The 16,708-nt window shown below is 63.2% G+C and carries 11 protein-coding genes and 1 pseudogene; 2 read left to right on the top strand and 10 right to left on the bottom strand.

Annotated elements, in window-relative coordinates; translation table 11 throughout:
* Window positions 1-104 precede the first annotated feature (104 nt).
* Window positions 105-1,202 (top strand): annotated as a pseudogene (locus EO156_RS16255) (jacalin-like lectin); the annotation flags it as partial.
* A 649-nt stretch (window positions 1,203-1,851) separates the two neighbouring features.
* On the opposite strand, the gene EO156_RS16245 reads toward EO156_RS16255, so the two are convergent.
* On the bottom strand, window positions 1,852-2,586 hold the full coding sequence (locus EO156_RS16245) for a hypothetical protein (protein WP_016849978.1): 735 nt from the start codon (window positions 2,584-2,586) through the stop codon (window positions 1,852-1,854).
* Between the two features lie 407 nt (window positions 2,587-2,993).
* Complete coding sequence (locus tag EO156_RS16240; protein WP_016849977.1) at window positions 2,994-5,021, bottom strand: hypothetical protein; 2,028 nt, start codon at window positions 5,019-5,021, stop codon at window positions 2,994-2,996.
* A 313-nt stretch (window positions 5,022-5,334) separates the two neighbouring features.
* Here EO156_RS16240 and EO156_RS16235 point away from each other — a divergent pair, with 313 nt between their 5' ends.
* Window positions 5,335-5,598, top strand: a complete 264-nt coding sequence (locus EO156_RS16235; RefSeq protein ID WP_016849976.1) for a hypothetical protein — start codon at window positions 5,335-5,337, stop codon at window positions 5,596-5,598.
* A 797-nt stretch (window positions 5,599-6,395) separates the two neighbouring features.
* Here the strand turns inward: EO156_RS16235 and EO156_RS16225 are convergent.
* The 8 genes from EO156_RS16225 to tssC all read right to left on the bottom strand — a co-directional run bounded on the left by EO156_RS16225 (window position 6,396) and on the right by tssC (window position 16,706).
* On the bottom strand, window positions 6,396-7,412 hold the full coding sequence (locus tag EO156_RS16225) for a LirA/MavJ family T4SS effector (protein WP_124632107.1): 1,017 nt from the start codon (window positions 7,410-7,412) through the stop codon (window positions 6,396-6,398).
* Window positions 7,399-10,179, bottom strand: a complete 2,781-nt coding sequence (tssH, locus tag EO156_RS16220) for a type VI secretion system ATPase TssH (RefSeq protein WP_016849975.1) — start codon at window positions 10,177-10,179, stop codon at window positions 7,399-7,401. The genes EO156_RS16225 and tssH overlap by 14 nt, the downstream gene beginning before the upstream one ends.
* A 55-nt stretch (window positions 10,180-10,234) precedes the next feature.
* Window positions 10,235-11,275 (bottom strand): type VI secretion system baseplate subunit TssG, encoded by a 1,041-nt coding sequence (gene tssG / locus EO156_RS16215; protein ID WP_029829650.1) that lies wholly within the window; start codon window positions 11,273-11,275, stop codon window positions 10,235-10,237.
* Window positions 11,239-13,122, bottom strand: coding sequence for a type VI secretion system baseplate subunit TssF (gene tssF, locus EO156_RS16210; protein ID WP_029829651.1), 1,884 nt, complete (start codon window positions 13,120-13,122; stop codon window positions 11,239-11,241). Before tssF ends, tssG begins: the two co-directional genes overlap by 37 nt.
* A 4-nt stretch (window positions 13,123-13,126) precedes the next feature.
* Window positions 13,127-13,630, bottom strand: a complete 504-nt coding sequence (gene tssE / locus EO156_RS16205; protein ID WP_016849786.1) for a type VI secretion system baseplate subunit TssE — start codon at window positions 13,628-13,630, stop codon at window positions 13,127-13,129.
* Between the two features lie 5 nt (window positions 13,631-13,635).
* Window positions 13,636-14,430: a type VI secretion system accessory protein TagJ gene (locus EO156_RS16200; RefSeq protein WP_016849787.1), complete on the bottom strand. Its 795-nt coding sequence runs from the start codon at window positions 14,428-14,430 to the stop codon at window positions 13,636-13,638.
* A gap of 198 nt (window positions 14,431-14,628) precedes the next feature.
* The gene (locus EO156_RS16195; protein ID WP_016849788.1) at window positions 14,629-15,132 is read right to left on the bottom strand and encodes a type VI secretion system tube protein Hcp; all 504 of its coding nucleotides are present in this window, start codon (window positions 15,130-15,132) and stop codon (window positions 14,629-14,631) included.
* 80 nt (window positions 15,133-15,212) lie between these two features.
* Window positions 15,213-16,706 (bottom strand): type VI secretion system contractile sheath large subunit, encoded by a 1,494-nt coding sequence (gene tssC, locus EO156_RS16190; RefSeq protein ID WP_003489892.1) that lies wholly within the window; start codon window positions 16,704-16,706, stop codon window positions 15,213-15,215.
* Window positions 16,707-16,708: the final 2 nt, after the last annotated feature.

Genomic DNA, 16,708 nt, shown 5'->3' with positions numbered 1-16,708 from the left:
GCGATGATCTGTGTCTCGGTGAACTTCGATGTGCGCATGGAACCTCCTGACTTGGAACGATGCCAGAAAGATCTACTTATGCGGTGTCTGCGGATCGGGGGAGCTTACGGGAAGACTTCAACTACCACGCTGCGCTCTACGCCGGCGACAACCATCCCTACCGCACGCCCACCAGCGGCGGTGCCGCCATCGGCGATGGCCTCAACACGCTGAGCAACTATCCCTTCAACGACTTCACCCGGGTCAAGTGGGACAAGTGCAACGGCACCGATTGCCTCACACCGAAGGGCTTCAGCTACATGCAGGTGCGGCTGGACAACGGGGTGCTGCTGGACGTCTACAACGCCCACCCCAATGCCGGTACCGAAACCGCCGACCTGGCCGCCCGCCGCGCCAACATCAGCCAGTTGTCGCAATTCATCGGCACCTGGTCGGCCGGTAACGCCGTGCTGGTGATGATGGACTCCAACACCCGCTACACCCGCAGCGAAGACAACATCCGCGAGCTGATCGCCAGCAACAACCTGATCGATCCGTGGGTGGAACTGATCAAGGGCACCGCCCCGGCGGCCGGCGCCGCACCATTGCTGTGCGGCACGCCGCCGACCAACACCTGCGAGGTGGTGGACAAGATCCTGTACCGCGCCGCGCCGCAGCTGACCCTGGCCGCCAACCGCTACCAGCTCGACCCAGGCAACTTCTACGACAGCGCCGGCAAGCCGCTGTCGGATCACTATCCGCTGTACACGCAATTCGGCTGGGCGGTGGGCGCCGATGTGCGCACCAGCGACAGCTTTGGCGGACCGCATGGCGTACCGTTCAACGACGTGGCCGTCGGCGCCCACCAGCGCCAACTGCGCAGCGTCACCCTGCGCGGCGCCGAACGCCTGGATGCGGTGGCCGCCAGCCTGGACAACGGCGCCACCCTGGCCCACGGCGGCAGCGGCGGAACCGCCACCAGCTTGGCCCTGCGCAGCGGCGAGACGCTCACCTCGGCCACCGTCACGCTTGGCCAGTACAACGGCCGCACCCGGTTGTTCTCGCTCAGCCTGACCACCAACCAGGGCCGCAGCATCGCCGCCGGCACCCCGGCCAGCGAACGCTATACCCTCACCGCCCCCACCGGCTGGCATATCGCCGGCTTCACCGGCCGCGCCGGCGATGAAATCGACAAGCTGGGTGTGATCTATCGAAAGGATTGAGCGCGGCGGATTTATCCATTGCAACGGAGCGGCGTCGGTTCGGCGCCGCTCTTTTGTGTGCGGCAATCACGACGAGGCTGCGGCCGGCATTCTTGCAGCTCGCGATGACGCACTTCTGCAATGCCGCGCAATTGCGTGTCACCCAACGACACATGCTCCACGCGTGCAGGCGCTTTCAATGGCGTGCGGTTCCGGCGTTACATCCAAGATCGCACAGTACCGCAGGCGCTGGCGTTTTTTGGGGACAGCTATGCGCTGACGGTTGGTGGTATTGGCGCGGCAAGGAAACGGGGTTTCAGCAGGTTGCGAACATTGTCAATCGTGGTTCTGTCTGCAGCGAGCTCCAGGCCGTCAAGCTAGGCAAGACGCTGGAGTGCGATCGGCCACAGCAATTGCGGCGATGGAACGCCTGGCGGTGCTGGACGATCCGGGACGATATGACTGACGTATCAGGAAGATTCCAACGATGAACTCGATTGTCCATCCGCTGCCGGCTGAAATAGCGATGATGTTCTGAGTACCAACGCGTGCGACTGCAAGCGTGAATGTTCTTCAGCATCCCCTCGATCACGCACGAGCGAGTGAGCGACCATCCATGCGATGCTGCGCGCAGGGGCTTCCCTGCGCGCAGCAAAACACGTCATCGTCCTCAGCCCTTGGCCGCCTCGCAGAGCTTGCGATTGAACCAGGTGGACTTGGCGATGGGCAGGTACGCATCCCAGTCGCTGGGCGGCAACATCGTGCTGTCCTTGTCCATCTCCGCCTGGAACGACGCCTCGTCGCGGCTGCGACCGGCCATGGTCTGGTCCAGTGCCGCCAGGCATTCTTGCGGTCGGTTCAGCCGCAGCAGAGTGAGCGCGCGGTCGTTGGCGAAACGGTCGCGATCAAGCCAGTTGAGGAACTCGCCGCACTCGCCCGCGAACGCCTGCATGCCGGCAAGTGCTTCGCTATAGCGCTTGCCACGATAATTCCGCAGGTACGCCTCACGTCGTCGGCTGCTGGCCGGGGAGGTGCAGCCGGCAGGCAACTGCAGATAGTCGCCTTCGAAGCTGGCGCGCATGCCGCAGTAATCGCGGCAGCTGTCTTGCGTCAGTGCGGCGATGCTGAAGCCACCTGCCACCGGCTTGAACGCGAGCTTGCACGGCGTGTCGCTGGCATCGCTCACTTCCGCCGTGTCGCCTTGCAGCGTGCCCTCCAGCGAACAGGTGTGGCCGTTGGCGCCCACGGCGAGAATCTCGAAGTGGCGCGCCCCACCCTTGTCGCCGACCTGCAGGCTGCCCCAACCTTGCTTGGTGCTGTATTCGCCAGGCGTCGGACCAGCCGCCATCGCGCCGAAAGCCGCCAGCCACATCAGTATTCCGCTCCATCCACATCGCCGTGCCATTGCTTCGTCCTGTGTTCGACCAAGCGGCAAGTGTGCGGCATCGCGGCGACGCCAGGCGAGTGTCGCGCTGGCGCTGGCTCGGCGGTACGTCCTACCGCCGCTGTCCCGAGCCGATTATCTCGCGTGGCAATCCGCGCACGCCCGTATGTTGCTATCGCCGCCGACGCGCGCACGCTCAGTGCATGGCTGCGGCGCTGCGCTCATGCTGCGATGTGAGTTCGCGTGCATCGGCTGCAGACCATCAAACCCAGCAGTGCGAGCACCGAGATCTCCTGCGCCGATCCACCCAGATGGTGATGTCGATAACACGCTCGCCCTGCCGCTGCTCGGCAAACATCGCCACACCCCATCAGCGCAGGCCCAACACCCGCCGCGCCGCAATGACGTGGCGGGTGCCTGGATGCGGATCAGGCCTCCAGCAGCGGCGACGGCGCGGCGCTCCTGTCGTCCTGTGCAATCAGGAAGGCCGCCCCAGCGCTGGTCGAGGCTACGTAGGCCAGCACGTCCATCGTCGTCTGGTAGGCCCAGATCGCAAAGCTGGTGATCAGTTCTGCCGCCACCGTCGCACCGGCGCTCGCCGCACCGCCCAGCACCTTGGTCAGGATGGTGACCAGCGCCATCGACAGCGCCCACCACCCGGCCATACTCAGCACCAGCCGCAGCAACGGCATGAACACGCCGGCTTCGTACACGGCCACCAACACCGTCAGCAGCGCGCCGGCCGACGCGGTCCGGTTGTTGCCGACCGTGGCGATCAACCCGTTGATCGCGCGCATGACGCTGGGATAGCCCTCGAGCAACCGGTAGACGCCAGGGCCGAGCCTGTCGGCATTGCCGATCAACGGCCCCAGACCAATCGCCAGGAAGCACCCGCCGGTCAGATCCCAGATCACCTTGACCAGCGCCAGATTCAGATCCTCGGTGGACAGGTCACCGCCCACAAACGCCTTGAGATGGTTGTCCAGTCCGGCCTGGGTGGGGTTGAACAGGAAACTGAAGCAGGTGGAAAAATCCGGGCTGTAGTTCCCGCTGCCCACGATCGCGTTATTGGCGTCCACCGCCACGAACGGCGCACCGCCGGCGATACCCAGGTTCAAGGCGCCATTGGACTGCAGCGACGGCACCAGATTGGCCGCGTTCTGCGCACTGCCGCCGGCATGCAAGGTACCGTCGGCGGCCAATTGCACGTAGCTGCCGTCGCTGCAGCGCAGCTGCACGATCGGCGAGCCGGCCGCACCTGGAATCGACAAGGTGAAGGTCTCCGCTGCGGCGCTGGACGCGGCGCTGGCGACGATCTGCTGGTTCGCGCCCACCTGCCAGAAACCGCCGGCCGCGGCGCTGAGCTTGATCTCGTCGCCGGTGGCGAACAGCCCCGCCATCGACACGAAGTTCTGGTCGATCGCAAACGCCGGTTCCGGGCGGGTCAGCGCGACCGGTTGCCCTTCGCGCACCACGGTGCTGGAGATCGCCGCCGACCCCCAGCTGTAAACGGCGACGAAGGATTTGGCGACATTCGGCCAGCTATCGCCGAAGGTGGCGTTGTTGGCCGTGATGTTCAATGCCTGACCGCTGACCAGCCCGGCGACCTTGGCAGTCACATCGCTGCGCCCGTAACTGGCCGCGATGATGTTCAGCGCAGCCGGATCCACCGGCGGCGTGTATGCAGGCGTGGACGCGGTGTAGTCGATGGTGAGCGTGCCGCCCTCCTGGATGATGGAAGATTGCGGCGCGTAGTCGGCGTATTGGAATACCACGCACAGCGTCTTTGCGTTACCGGGCCAGCCATCGCCGAACACCGCATTGGATGCCGGCAGGCTCACGTGGCGCTGCCTGACATTGGCCTGCAGGATACCGGTCACATCCTGCAGGCCCCAGAAGGCGCTGAGCACCTGCAGGTGCGGACGATACCTCAAGGCATAGGGGCTGCCTTCCACCACGATGTCGATGAACGGAACCTGCCCCGTGTAGCTGGCCACCACCACCAGGGTCTTGACGTTGTTCGGCCAGGTATCGGTAAAGGTCGCGTTGTTGGCAGTGATATCGAGCGTCTGGTCGCTCTGCTGCACCAGACCCTGCACCTTGGCGGTCACATCCACCGGACCGTAGCTCGCGCCCCAGATCGTGAGCACGGGCCCGGTGGCGGCGATATCGCCTGCCTGCGCGTCCGCCTGCGCGAACTCGGTCGCCCCGACGCTCAGCGTGGCCCCCTCCTTCGCCGCCACGGTGCGCGTTGCACCATCGTCGTAGCGGTAGACCACTGTCAGCACCTTGGCATGATTTGGCCAGGTGTCGGTAAAGGTCGCATTGTTGGCCGCCACCGATAGCGTCTGCGGGGCGGCACTGCGGTTGACCAATGCCGCCACCTGCGCGGTGACGTCCTTCAATCCATACGTTGCGGCCACGATGTTGAGAACGCCGCTGCTCGAAATGTTCATGCTTTTTTCCCGTGAGGTGATGGTCGGTACCAACCGTACCGGGCCTGCGCAAGCGAACCCGACAGAACGTCTCAGTCGTCCGGCATGCGGCGCACTGCATCACTCAAGCCAGGACTCGGAAGCAGGTCTGTCACGCTGCTCGATCCACTTCCCGATCCGGTTCAACAGGGACGACCAGTGTCGGGTTGGCTTCTCACGTGAACCTGCGCCCGTTCGTTTGGGTGACATCACCGGAAGCACCCCGATCGTGCCCGGACGGAGTACTGAACGTTCGTGATCACTTCTGCCCGGCCGAGCCATTCTGACGCCGTCCGTGATCGTGCCGATCGCCCTTTGGACCTCCGCGCACCTCCGGTTTGGTCCGGCTGTCATGGTTTCCCTGGTGATCGCGGCCAGTCAGGGCTTTGCGTGCTGCCGCTTTTTCGCTTCCCTGTGCGGCAAGCGCGGATTTCTGGACAACCACGCTCTGCTGCGCCACCACCGTTGCGCCATCACATTTGCGATGACGCTGGTCGGATGGATTCACCGGCTTGGTGACCAATCCCAAGGCGGGCTTCTTGCAGACGCTGCATACTAGTTCAACCATACATCACCTCGTCTTTGGTGAGAGATCCCGGAAGCAGCTGAAGTGGCGCAGTCGCACCGGAGACACGAAATGTCGGCCATCCGCTTGACGTTCGCGACATTCATTTGCTCAATACACCGGGCGCATATCAAGTCCACGAATGCACTACTTTTTTATGCGGCCTAATGACCTGGGTCCCCTTGTTGGACGTAATGTGGCCGGCTAATTACCTGTGCCCCTTTTGGCTCTGATCAGCACCGTCGGTGCACCCGGCGCACCCGGCGCAATAATCGGCAGCACCGACATGCAGCAACATACGGTCACCACTCGGGCGGATGCACGTCGGTCAGGCGGGTGGCGGATTGCATTTAGTTACTCTTCGTAAAATCAGGCTCATGGAGAAAGCGAACCTGACACTGTTACCCCGCATCGCTACGGCCAAGCCTTCGAGGGTAGCCTGACCCGCAAGCGCGAGCGCATCGAGACACTATTGCTGCTGCACGCACTGGCGATGTTCGCCTCATGGTTGGCAGGCATGGCCGCCGAAGCGATCGACGCAGCACAATCTCAACCCTTACCGGACCTCGCGCAGACTGTACTGCCTGATGCGGCTAGGCCAGGAAGCTTCATGTCGCGGATGGCTAGAACACCTGTCCACGCATGCTGGACGCACTACGCCACTTCTCGCCGGAAGCCAGTCAGAACCTGCGATTTTTAGCTTGAAAAAGTGTGCAAACCTCAGACCCTGACCCCTTTTTACTGGAAAATTTATTCATTTTTCTAAAATTTGGAGTGGTCGAATAGTCTAACTAGATAGATACCTTAATGCCGCCCTTGAAACTTACAAATCCAGGCTTCGGTATCATCGCAGCATCAAATGACGAGCCTGTAGCTGCCTTTTCAACCACGGCCATCTCCTCGCTACTAAGATTAAATTCGCGAATTTCTTTTTCATTTTCAACTGCGGATGCCTTGCGATAGCCGAGTGAAGGCTTTGCCTTATCCGGATAAATCTTCGACGCAATATTAATCTTCAACACATCTGACGACCAGCCGCGCCCGGACATTCTTTCAAGCCTAGATTTTAAGAACGAACTGAGGACAGGCCATGAATGATTACCATAGCGGGGATTATTAGCAATCCAAGGGTTCATTAACTCGGGGCGCCTAAAGTCATTTGGCTCTACGATAACCCCTTCACGTGCATTTCGATCAAAGACGAGACCCCAGACAAGTCCTGATGACTTGAACGTAGAACTAGTTTTCGCGTTCTCCAACTCAAGCTTCCTCTTAACGACAGAAGCGCAATACCACTGAATTCGGTGCGTGAAGGCTCCATGATCGCTTCCCACATAGTCTTTCGCCAGGTGCATTGATTTTATTGCCCCACCAAATTCATCATCACCTAAATTATTATAAAATGACACACATTTTCCAGCTTCGCTTATACCCTGAAACCCCTCCTTAATCTCCATTTCCGCCAGCACACTTGCCAACAGGTGCTTAGTTGCGTCTAGACCAGTTTCTTTACATGCGACTTCCAATTTTCGGCCATGCTCAAACGTTGAAAAGCTATTTAGCTTTATCTTATTTTTCCTGAACGACGTCCCAGTCCTGAGATTAAACAGATCAATCATAGCAGTGTCGAGCAGTTCCAACGCCTCGCAAAAAAGCTCATTTTCCGGGTTAAGAAAAGCTCCAACTCTTGCCAGATCGCGAATGTATTTAGCATCCTTAGGCGCAGGGAATTCACCCCGCTTAACCCCCCACCCATCCTTATAGATCAGGCTTCTAAATTCTTCCAACATACTGTCATAGGTTGCCATTCTTAGTCTCCTGATGCCTATTTTTTAGGAAGTCGTAAACGAAGCTTCTATCGCAAGCACCCAGTTCGATCCGCAAAACCGGATCACCACTATTCGCGCGTTCCAGAAACTCCCGACTGATCTCCGGCAACACCCAGTTAGTCAAAATCGCATCGATCATCCGTCCGCCCGATTCACTCTCGGTGCACCGCGAGACAACCAACTCCACCACCGAGTCGTCGTAGTCGAATGGAATCCTGTAGCGCTCTTCGATCCGCTGCTTGATGCGGTTCAACTGCAGTCGCACGATCTGTCCGAGCATGGCGTTACTGAGCGGGTAATACGGAATCGAGACCAGCCGCCCGAGCAATGCCGGCGGAAACACCTTCAACAACGGCTCGCGGATGGCCTTGGCCATGCCTTCCGGGTCGGGCATCAGGTCCGGGTCCTTGCACAGGCTGGCGATGAGGTCGGTGCCGGCGTTGCTGGTGAGGATGATGAGGGTGTTGCGGAAGTCGATGCGGCGGCCTTCGCCGTCTTCCATCCAGCCCTTGTCGAAGACCTGGAAGAACAGTTCGTGGACGTCGGGGTGGGCCTTCTCCACTTCATCCAGCAGCACCACTGAGTACGGCTTGCGTCGCACCGCTTCGGTCAGCACGCCGCCTTCGCCGTAGCCCACGTAGCCCGGCGGCGCGCCCTTGAGCGATGAGACGGTGTGCGCTTCCTGGTATTCGCTCATGTTGATGGTGATCAGGTTCTGCTCGCCGCCGTACAGCGTTTCGGCCAGGGCGAGTGCGGTTTCGGTCTTGCCCACGCCGGAGGTGCCGGCCAGCAGGAACACGCCGATCGGTTTGTCCGGGTTATCCAGGCCGGCGCGGCTGGTCTGTATGCGCTTGGCGATCATCTCCATGGCGTGGTCCTGGCCGATCACGCGCTTGGCCAGCAGTTCGGGCAGGCGCAGCACGGTGTCGATCTCGTTGCGCGCCATGCGCCCGACCGGGATGCCGGTCCAGTCGGCGACGACGGCAGCAACGGCCTGATGATCGACAGTGGGCAGGATCAGAGGCGATTCGCCTTGGAGCGCGCCTAGTTCCGCCTGCACCAGTTGCAGGCGCGCCAGCAGCGTGTCGCGATCAACCTGCACCGGTGCGTCGAGCACGGCGATGTCGCCAGACGCTGCCTGCGCGGTATCGGCCTCTGCTTCCAGTGCGCTGCCAGTGCCTTCTACGGGCGCATTGTCACTGCGCAATTGCGCGCGCAGCGACAACAGCTCGTCGACCAATGCCTTTTCTGCAACCCAACGCTGTTCCAACGCCTGCAGGCGGCCGTGCTCGCTTTCCAGCAGGCCAGCACACGCAGCGGCACGCTCCTCCACCACGATGCCGATCGCACGCTCGCGCTCGATGATCGCCTGCTCGGTGTCCAGCGATTCGATGCGTCGGCGGCTGTCGTCCACTTCCGCAGGCGTGGCATGCAGGCTCACCGCCACGCGCGCGCAGGCCGTGTCCAGCAGGCTCACCGACTTGTCCGGCAGCTGCCGCGCAGGGATGTAGCGGTGGCTGAGCTTGACCGCCGCTTCCAGCGCTTCGTCGAGGATCTGCACGCGGTGATGCTGTTCCATCATCGAAGCGACGCCGCGCATCATGCGTACCGCCTTGGCTTCGTCCGGTTCGTCCACCTGCACGGCCTGGAAGCGCCGCGTCAGCGCGGGGTCTTTTTCGATGTATTTCTTGTATTCGGCAAACGTGGTCGCGCCCACCGTGCGCAGCGTGCCGCGCGCCAGTGCCGGCTTGAGCAGGTTCGCCGCATCGCCGGTGCCTGCGGCACCACCGGCGCCGATGAGGGTGTGGGTTTCGTCGACGAACAAAATGATCGGCTTGGGGCTGGCCTGCACCTCGTCGATCACCGCGCGCAGGCGCTGTTCGAACTCGCCCTTCATGCTGGCGCCAGCCTGCAACAGACCGACATCGAGGGTGCGCAATTGCACGTCTTTCAGCGCGGGCGGCACGTCGCCGCGCGCGATGCGCTGCGCGAACCCTTCCACCACCGCGGTCTTGCCGACGCCGGCTTCGCCGACCAGGATCGGGTTGTTCTGGCGGCGGCGCATCAGGATGTCGACCACCTGGCGGATCTCGTCGTCGCGGCCGATGATCGGGTCCAGCTTGCCTTCGCGCGCCTGGGCGGTGAGGTCGGTGGTGAATTTCTTCAGCGCTTCCTGCTTGCCGAGTGCCGCAGGCGCGATGGCACCGCTGGTCTCCCCGGGTGCAGCGGCCTGACCAAGCGAAAATCCATCGCTGGGCAGCAAGCCATCTTCCGGCGAGCCGGCCACGATCTCGGCGAAGCGCTCGTTGAGCACTGCGGGCTTGAGCTTGTCGAACTCCTTGGAGATCGCCAGCAACGCGTGACGCAAGCCACGCACGCTCAACATACCGACCACCAGATAGCCGGTGCGTACTTGCGCTTCACCAAAACCGAGTGAGGCGTACACCCAACCGCGCTCCACCGCTTCTTCGACATTGGCCGATAGATCGGTCACGGCAGTGGAGCCGCGCGGCAAGCCATCCAGCGCGGCGGTGACATCGCGCGCAAGCGTGGACGGGTTGAGCTGAAAGTGCCTGATGATGCGGTGCAGGTCCGAGTCCTGCAGCTGCAGCAACTGATGCAGCCAATGCACCAACTCCACATACGGGTTGCCGCGCAGCTTGCAGAACACGGTGGCGCTTTCGATGCCGCGGTAGGCCAGCGGATTGAGCTTGCCGAACAGGGAACTGCGGGAGATCTCGGCCATGGTGCGTCCTTGAATCGAATAGATAGGTGGTGAGCGAATCAGTACGCGCTGCGCGTCACCCGGAGGGGTGCAGCACCACATCGTCGGCATCGGCAATGCTCCAGGCGCGGCGGCCCAGCCAGGTGTCCAGGCCCAGCCGGCTATTGCGCGCCAGGTGCGGCGTAGGGACCTCGTCGGCCTTGAGCGATAGCTGCAGTTCCCAGCCGAATTCGTCGCCCAGATAGCTGCGCACCGTGGCGGTGAGTTGCTTCAGCGCCTGGCCACCCGGCAGAAAGCGTTGAAACGCCAGGCGCGGCAGCGGCCCCAGGCGGATGCGCACGCGTTGCTGGGCTCCACGCACGTGTGCGCCCACCACGCTGTCCACGCCCAGCCGCGCGTTGCGCGGACCCAAACCAAGTTGCAGGTGCGCATCGGCCGGCAGGCGCATCCATTCGGCGACGAATTCCTGTACCTGCACCGGCCATTCGAACAACTGTTGCAGCAGGGCACGCAAGCCTTCCGGCGTGCGTGTGGCGGTGCCAAGACGGCCGGCGTAGTAACGACGTGCATCGTCCGGCAATGCATCGCGTTGGCGCAGGTGCGGGCTGGCGATGCCCACCAATGCATCCAGCCACGCACGGAACTGGTCGCTCGCCGGGCGCTCGGCCTGCACGCTGGGCTGTGCCTGCGCCCAGGCGCGGTAAAACAGGCTCAGCATGCGGTGGTGGAACACATCGGCAAACGCGGCGAAGGTGCCGTCCTTGGCTTGCTGCGCACGCTCGATGGCGTATTCGGTCAGGTGCAACGGCAACGGCGCATTCGGGCCGAACAGGCCTAAAAACAGACCGTACAGCGCGGCAGGCTGATCGTGCGTTGCCGGTGCGTAGCGGTGCAGCGCATGGGGTGCGAATGCCAGTGATGGCGCATGCCGCAGCCGCAGCACATCGTCGCTGGCGCGCGCCGATTCGCCCAGGCGCGGCTGCTGCGGATGGCAGCGTTCGATCGCGCGCAAGGCCGCGAATGGGCTGAAATCCTGTGGCCGGGCCTGCAGCGCCTGTGCCAGCGCGGCAGCCGCGGCGCTCACAGGCGCGGGCGCGTGCCGGGCTGGGCTGGCCATCGGGCCACCTCGTTGCGTTCGGTGGTACGCAGCACGGTTTCGGTAAAGGAATTCACCGAGACATAGCGCGCGAAGAAGTGCCGCAGCACCGAAGCCAGCAGAAACGCGCCAGTGCCTTCGAAGGCGGCGTCCTCGCAGGTCAGCGTGATCTCCAGGCCGCGGCCGAAGGTGATCGGACCCGGCACCGGAATGCGCCGCACGATCGGTGTGCCGCTCACCTGCTTGACGCCTTCGATCTGCCGCTGCGCGGATGCGTCGAACGGGTCGCAATACAGGGTGAGGATCTCGCGTAGCGCAGCGGCGCCGTCGGGGCCATCTTCGAACAGCGACAGATAATTGAGCTGCAATTGACTGAGCAGGCGCCACGCAGTCTGCCCATCCGACAACGCCGGGCGCGGCTTGGTCGGCCCGGCCACGCAGCGCACGCTCCGTACCGGCACGCCGCTGTCCATGGTGAAATCGGTGGCGCCCTTGCCTACCGGCATATGCAGCGGCAGATCGCGGTTGCTGCACCACAGTTGCAGCCCAAGCTGCCGCAGGCGCGTGCTGTGGGCCTGATCGTCGGCATCGACCAGGCTGACGAAGACTTCGCTGCCCACATAGCTCGACCGCGCGCCATCGCGGCGCTGACGTGCCGATAGCATGCGCGGTTCACGGCGCATGCTGTAGAACGCGCCATGCCGTGCATGCCAGGTGCGTGCGTCGCCACCATAGAACGGGGTGAAGCATTGCTCGGGCTCCTGACGATCGCCGAAGCCTTCGACCTCGCCCAGGTGATGGATCTCGAAATCCATCGGCCGGGTGCGGTCGGCCAGCACGTGGTACTCGTGCAACCCGGCCTGCAGATGGATGCGATCGGCGCGGCGCGGGAACAGATTGATCGCCGGGGTGCAGAACAATTTGAAGTGCTCGGCGTCTACTGCCGCAGCCAGGCTGGGCAGGCTGCGTTGCAGCAACACCACCACCTCGAAGCTGCTGCCGTGCAACCGCCGCAATGGCGCGCGCAGCCCGGCGAGCTCTGCGAACAAAAAGCGCTCCGGGCAGGCGAAATACTCCTGCAGCAGGCGATAGCCACTGAACGAACGGCCGTCGTACGGAATCAATGCGTCGTCGTCGGCAAAGCCGCGCATCTGCACGGCATCGGCGTCCAGCGTCACCTCCAGCGTGCCACCGCGGGCATCGCTGCCACGCACCACCACGGCGGTGGTATCGGCATGCAGTTGTTCGTACAACCGCTTGGGCAGGCCGTCGGCGCCGGCCAGAAACAGCGGCAGCCGATCCAGCGCCAGCGCGTGCGTCTGCGCACCACCCACCAGCTCGAAGCGCAGCCGCACGCCGGCACGCACCACGCGCCCGGGCGGCAAAGCGATGCCGGCAGCGGCCAAGGCGGCTGGCGATTCCAGATACTTGGCCTCGGCCAGTTGCAACGGCCACAAGGTCACCGGATGCGCGGTGCGGAATTCGCAGGCGGTGCGCTCGCCGGGGCCGACCAGGCTGCGCAGCGCGCTGTGCCGCGACACGACGACGCCTGCTGCCAGCCCGCTGTCTTTCAGGTCCGGCTGCAATTGCACCACCGCCATCGACGGCAGCGGCGCTAGATAATGCGGGTAGACCATCTCCAGCAGGTGCTGGGTGAACACCGGGTACTGCGCGTCCAGCTTGAGTTGCACACGCGCGGCCAGAAACGCGAAGCCTTCCAGCAGCCGCTCGACATACGGGTCGGCGCATTCGAACGCGTCCAGGCCGAGCCGGCCGGCGATCTTGGGATACTCGCGCGCAAACTCCGCGCCCATGTCGCGCACGTGCTGCAACTCGCGGGTGTAGTACGGCAGCAGGCGCGGGTCCATGAGGTCAGCCGTTCCCTTCGACGACATCGAGCCGGCCTGTTTCCAGATCCAGTGCAGTCTTCAGATACAGGTTCAGTGGCAGCGGCTGCGCCCACATCTCCGATTCGATGGTGAACAGCAGCGAGCGCCGGTCCATGCGTGCGGCATCGGCATGCACGCTCACCCGCAGCGTCTCGGGAATCAGCCGCGGCTCGAAGGCCAGAATCGCCTGGCGAATGCGCTGTTGCAGCGCGGTCGCATCGATGCCGCTCACTGCGACGCCGGCCAGATCCGGGATGCCGTAATTCAGTACCGAGCTGCGCACCTGCGGATGCGCTTCCAGCGGGCGGCTGGTTTCCAGGTTCACGGCATTGAGCAACCACGACAGATCGCGAATGACGCACTCACGCAGGCGCGTGGCCGAAATCACGCATTGCTCGCGGCTCTCTTCGCGCTGACTGGGCGCTGCATCGGTGAGCCGGTCCAGCAGCGAAGGCTGCAAGCGTTCGGTGGTGGTGAGTTCGGCCATTGAAATCAGCCCGCGTCGAACCGCACATCGCGCACATCCAGCAGCGCAATCTCGCGCGACTCGGTGCTCCACATGCGCTGGCCCAGGCCGATCTCGCCTTGTGCGACATGGGTCCATTCGGTGCGGCGCGCCAGTTGCAGCTCGCCGGCATCCAGGTGCTCGCTGCCGGGGTAACGCACCGGCAGGTAGCCGAAGGCCTGGCCGCCGTTGCGCCACAGCACGCTCACCGGCGCCCACACGGTGTCGCGCAGATCCAGCGGCGCCTGCATGCGCAGCTGCTGGATCTGGCTGAGCGGGGCCCATGCATAGCCGCTGTCGAGCATGAGCTCGATACAGGGCCCGAAACGGGTGTCGGCATCTGCGAGCCATTGGAAGCGTTCGCCATCGAGCACGCCGGCACTGGCTGGTGCCCGTTCGAAGGCCTGCGCCCGCAACGCCGCTGCTTGTTCGCCATGCCCTTGCGCCGCCAGTTGCAGCGCCTGCAGATGCATTGCCAGCCACCCGGCCGGCTCACCCATCACGCGCGGTAACCGCTTACCGGCAAACACCTCGGCGCGCGTCTGCTCGCCCTGCAATACCGCCAGATAGGTGTGGACCAAGGGCTGCGTGGTGGCATCCAGTTCACCGCAAGCACGCAGCTGATCTGCGGCGCGCGACCACTGGCCGAGGACGGCCAGCAACTGAAACAGAAACACGCGCTGCGCTGCATCGGCCGGTTGCCGGCGCACCTGCTGGATCAGTTGCTGCAACGCCTGCGCCGGCTCGCCTTGGGCAAGCAGGGTCTGTGCGGTGGCATCCATCGCGCGGTTCCTTATCGAAGAAGGTGGCGGCGCCATGCGCGGCACCGCCAGTTATCGCATGACCGCCATCGGAGGCAGCCAACGTCACAGCGCCAACATCCGCTTGGCGCAGAGCAGCGTCTACACGCGCGCTGCGTGCCGCACCGCGTCGCCAAACGCACCTGCGTGGCGAAGGCGTCGTGGTTGCCTGCGTTCGCGTTAGGCCTTGGTCACACCCTGGATGTCGTAGGTGAATTCCTTCGCGCCACCCTGGGAGGCACCCTTGTCGTCCTGCGGCTGGAAGCCGTACTTGAACTTGCCGAAGTGCAGCGTCACGTTTTCGGTGAGGCGGTCTTCGCCACCGGAACCGCCGGTCGACAGCGAGGTAATCAGTACGCCTTCGCTCAACTCCAGGGTGAGAAAGTCGCTCTGCTCGCCGGTGGCGTTGGTGACGTACAGCCAGGCGTTTTCCACGCGCGCACCGGTGCACACCGCATCGAGCAATGCATTGGAGCAGCCATCCACGTACTTGGTGATGGAGATGTCCTGGACATGCGCCTTGCCACCGCTGGCCGAGCCGCCACCGGTGTGCAGGTCGCCGGAATTACTGGCGCCCCACGACCAGGCCAGGATCGGGATCTCGCCCTTGTGCTTCTTGTGGTTGGACGCGCCTTCGATCTTGACCTTGCCGCTGCCGAACTTGATATGCATGTCGAACGCCATGGAACCGCTCCTTCAATGAGAGTGACAACACGAGGTGGCGCGACGCGAAGACGTCCTCGCCATGACGCAGATGCGTCGGATCAGGCCTTGGCGGCCGAGGGCAACCGCGAGACCAACCGCAACGACACGGTCAGGCCCTCCAGCTGGTAATGCGGCTTGAGGAAGAACTTGGAGCTGTAGTAGCCCGGCGCGCCTTCCACTTCTTCCACCACCACCTCGGCGGCAGCCAGCGGCTTGCGCGCCTTGGTTTCTTCGCTGGAGTTGGACGGGTCGCCGTCGATGTATTGCGTCACCCAGCGCGTCAGCCAGCTCTGCATCTGCTCGCGATCGGAGAACGAACCGATCTTGTCGCGCACGATGCACTTGAGGTAATGCGCAAAGCGGCAGCACGCAAACATGTAGGGCAGGCGCGCGCCCAACGCTGCGTTGGCGGTGGCATCCGGGTCGTCGTATTCGTCGGGCTTGTTGAGCGACTGCGCGCTGATGAAGGCGGCCATGTCCGAGTTCTTGCGATGTACCAGCGGCATGAGGCCCATCTTGTCCAGTTCGGCGGAGCGACGGTCGGTGATCGCCACTTCGGTCGGGCACTTCATGTCCACGCCACCGTCGTCGGTGGGAAAGGTATGCGTGGGCAACCCTTCCACTGCGCCGCCGGACTCGATACCGCGAATGCGCGAGCACCAGCCGTACTGCTTGAACGAGCGGTTGATGTTCACCGCCATCGCATAGGCGGCGTTCTGCCAGGTGTACTTGTTGGAATCCGCGCCGGCGGTGTCTTCCTCGAAATCGAAGTCTTCCACCGGGCTGGTGGCCGCGCCGTAAGGTAGACGCGAGAGCGTGCGCGGCATGGCCAGACCGATGTACTTGGAGTCTTCGGATTCGCGCAGCGAGCGCCATGCAGCGTAATCGGGCGTGGAAAAAATCTTGGCCAGATCGCGCGGATTGGAGAGCTCGCTCCAGTTGTCCATGCCCATCAATTTGGGCGCGGCGGCGGCAATGAACGGTGCGTGCGCGGCAGCGGCCACCTGCGCAATGCCGTTGAGCAGTTCCACATCCGGCGGACTCTGGTCGAAGTAATAATCGCCGACCAGGCACCCATACGGCTCGCCGCCGAGCTGGCCATATTCCTGTTCGTAGACTTTCTTGAAGATGGGGCTCTGATCCCACGCGGTACCCTTGTAGCGTTTGAGTACCTTGCCCAACTCTTTCTTGCTGATATTCAGCACGCGGATCTTGAGCTGCTGGTCGGTCTCGGTGTTGTTGACCAGATAATGCAGGCCGCGCCAGGCGCCTTCGAGCTGTTGCAGATCGGCGTGATGCAGGATCTGGTTGAGCTGTTCGGTGAGCGTGCGGTCGATCTCGGCGATGTAGGCCTTGATGGTCTGCGATACGTCTTCGCCAACCACATCGCTTCGGTTGAGCACCTGCTCGGCGAGCGTGCGCACCGCCGATTCCACTTCTTCCTTGGCGCGCTCGCTCTTGGGACGGAACTCGCGATTGAGCAGCGCGGCAAAGTCGCCCCGCTCGGTTGTTTCGGTGCTACGGGTGGCCAGTGCGGCTTCGGTCGCGGACATGG

The sequence above is a fragment of the Xanthomonas sp. DAR33341 genome (genome assembly GCF_003992815.1).
Lineage (GTDB): Bacteria > Pseudomonadota > Gammaproteobacteria > Xanthomonadales > Xanthomonadaceae > Xanthomonas > Xanthomonas cissicola.
This window is presented reverse-complemented; position numbering and strand designations above follow the sequence as displayed.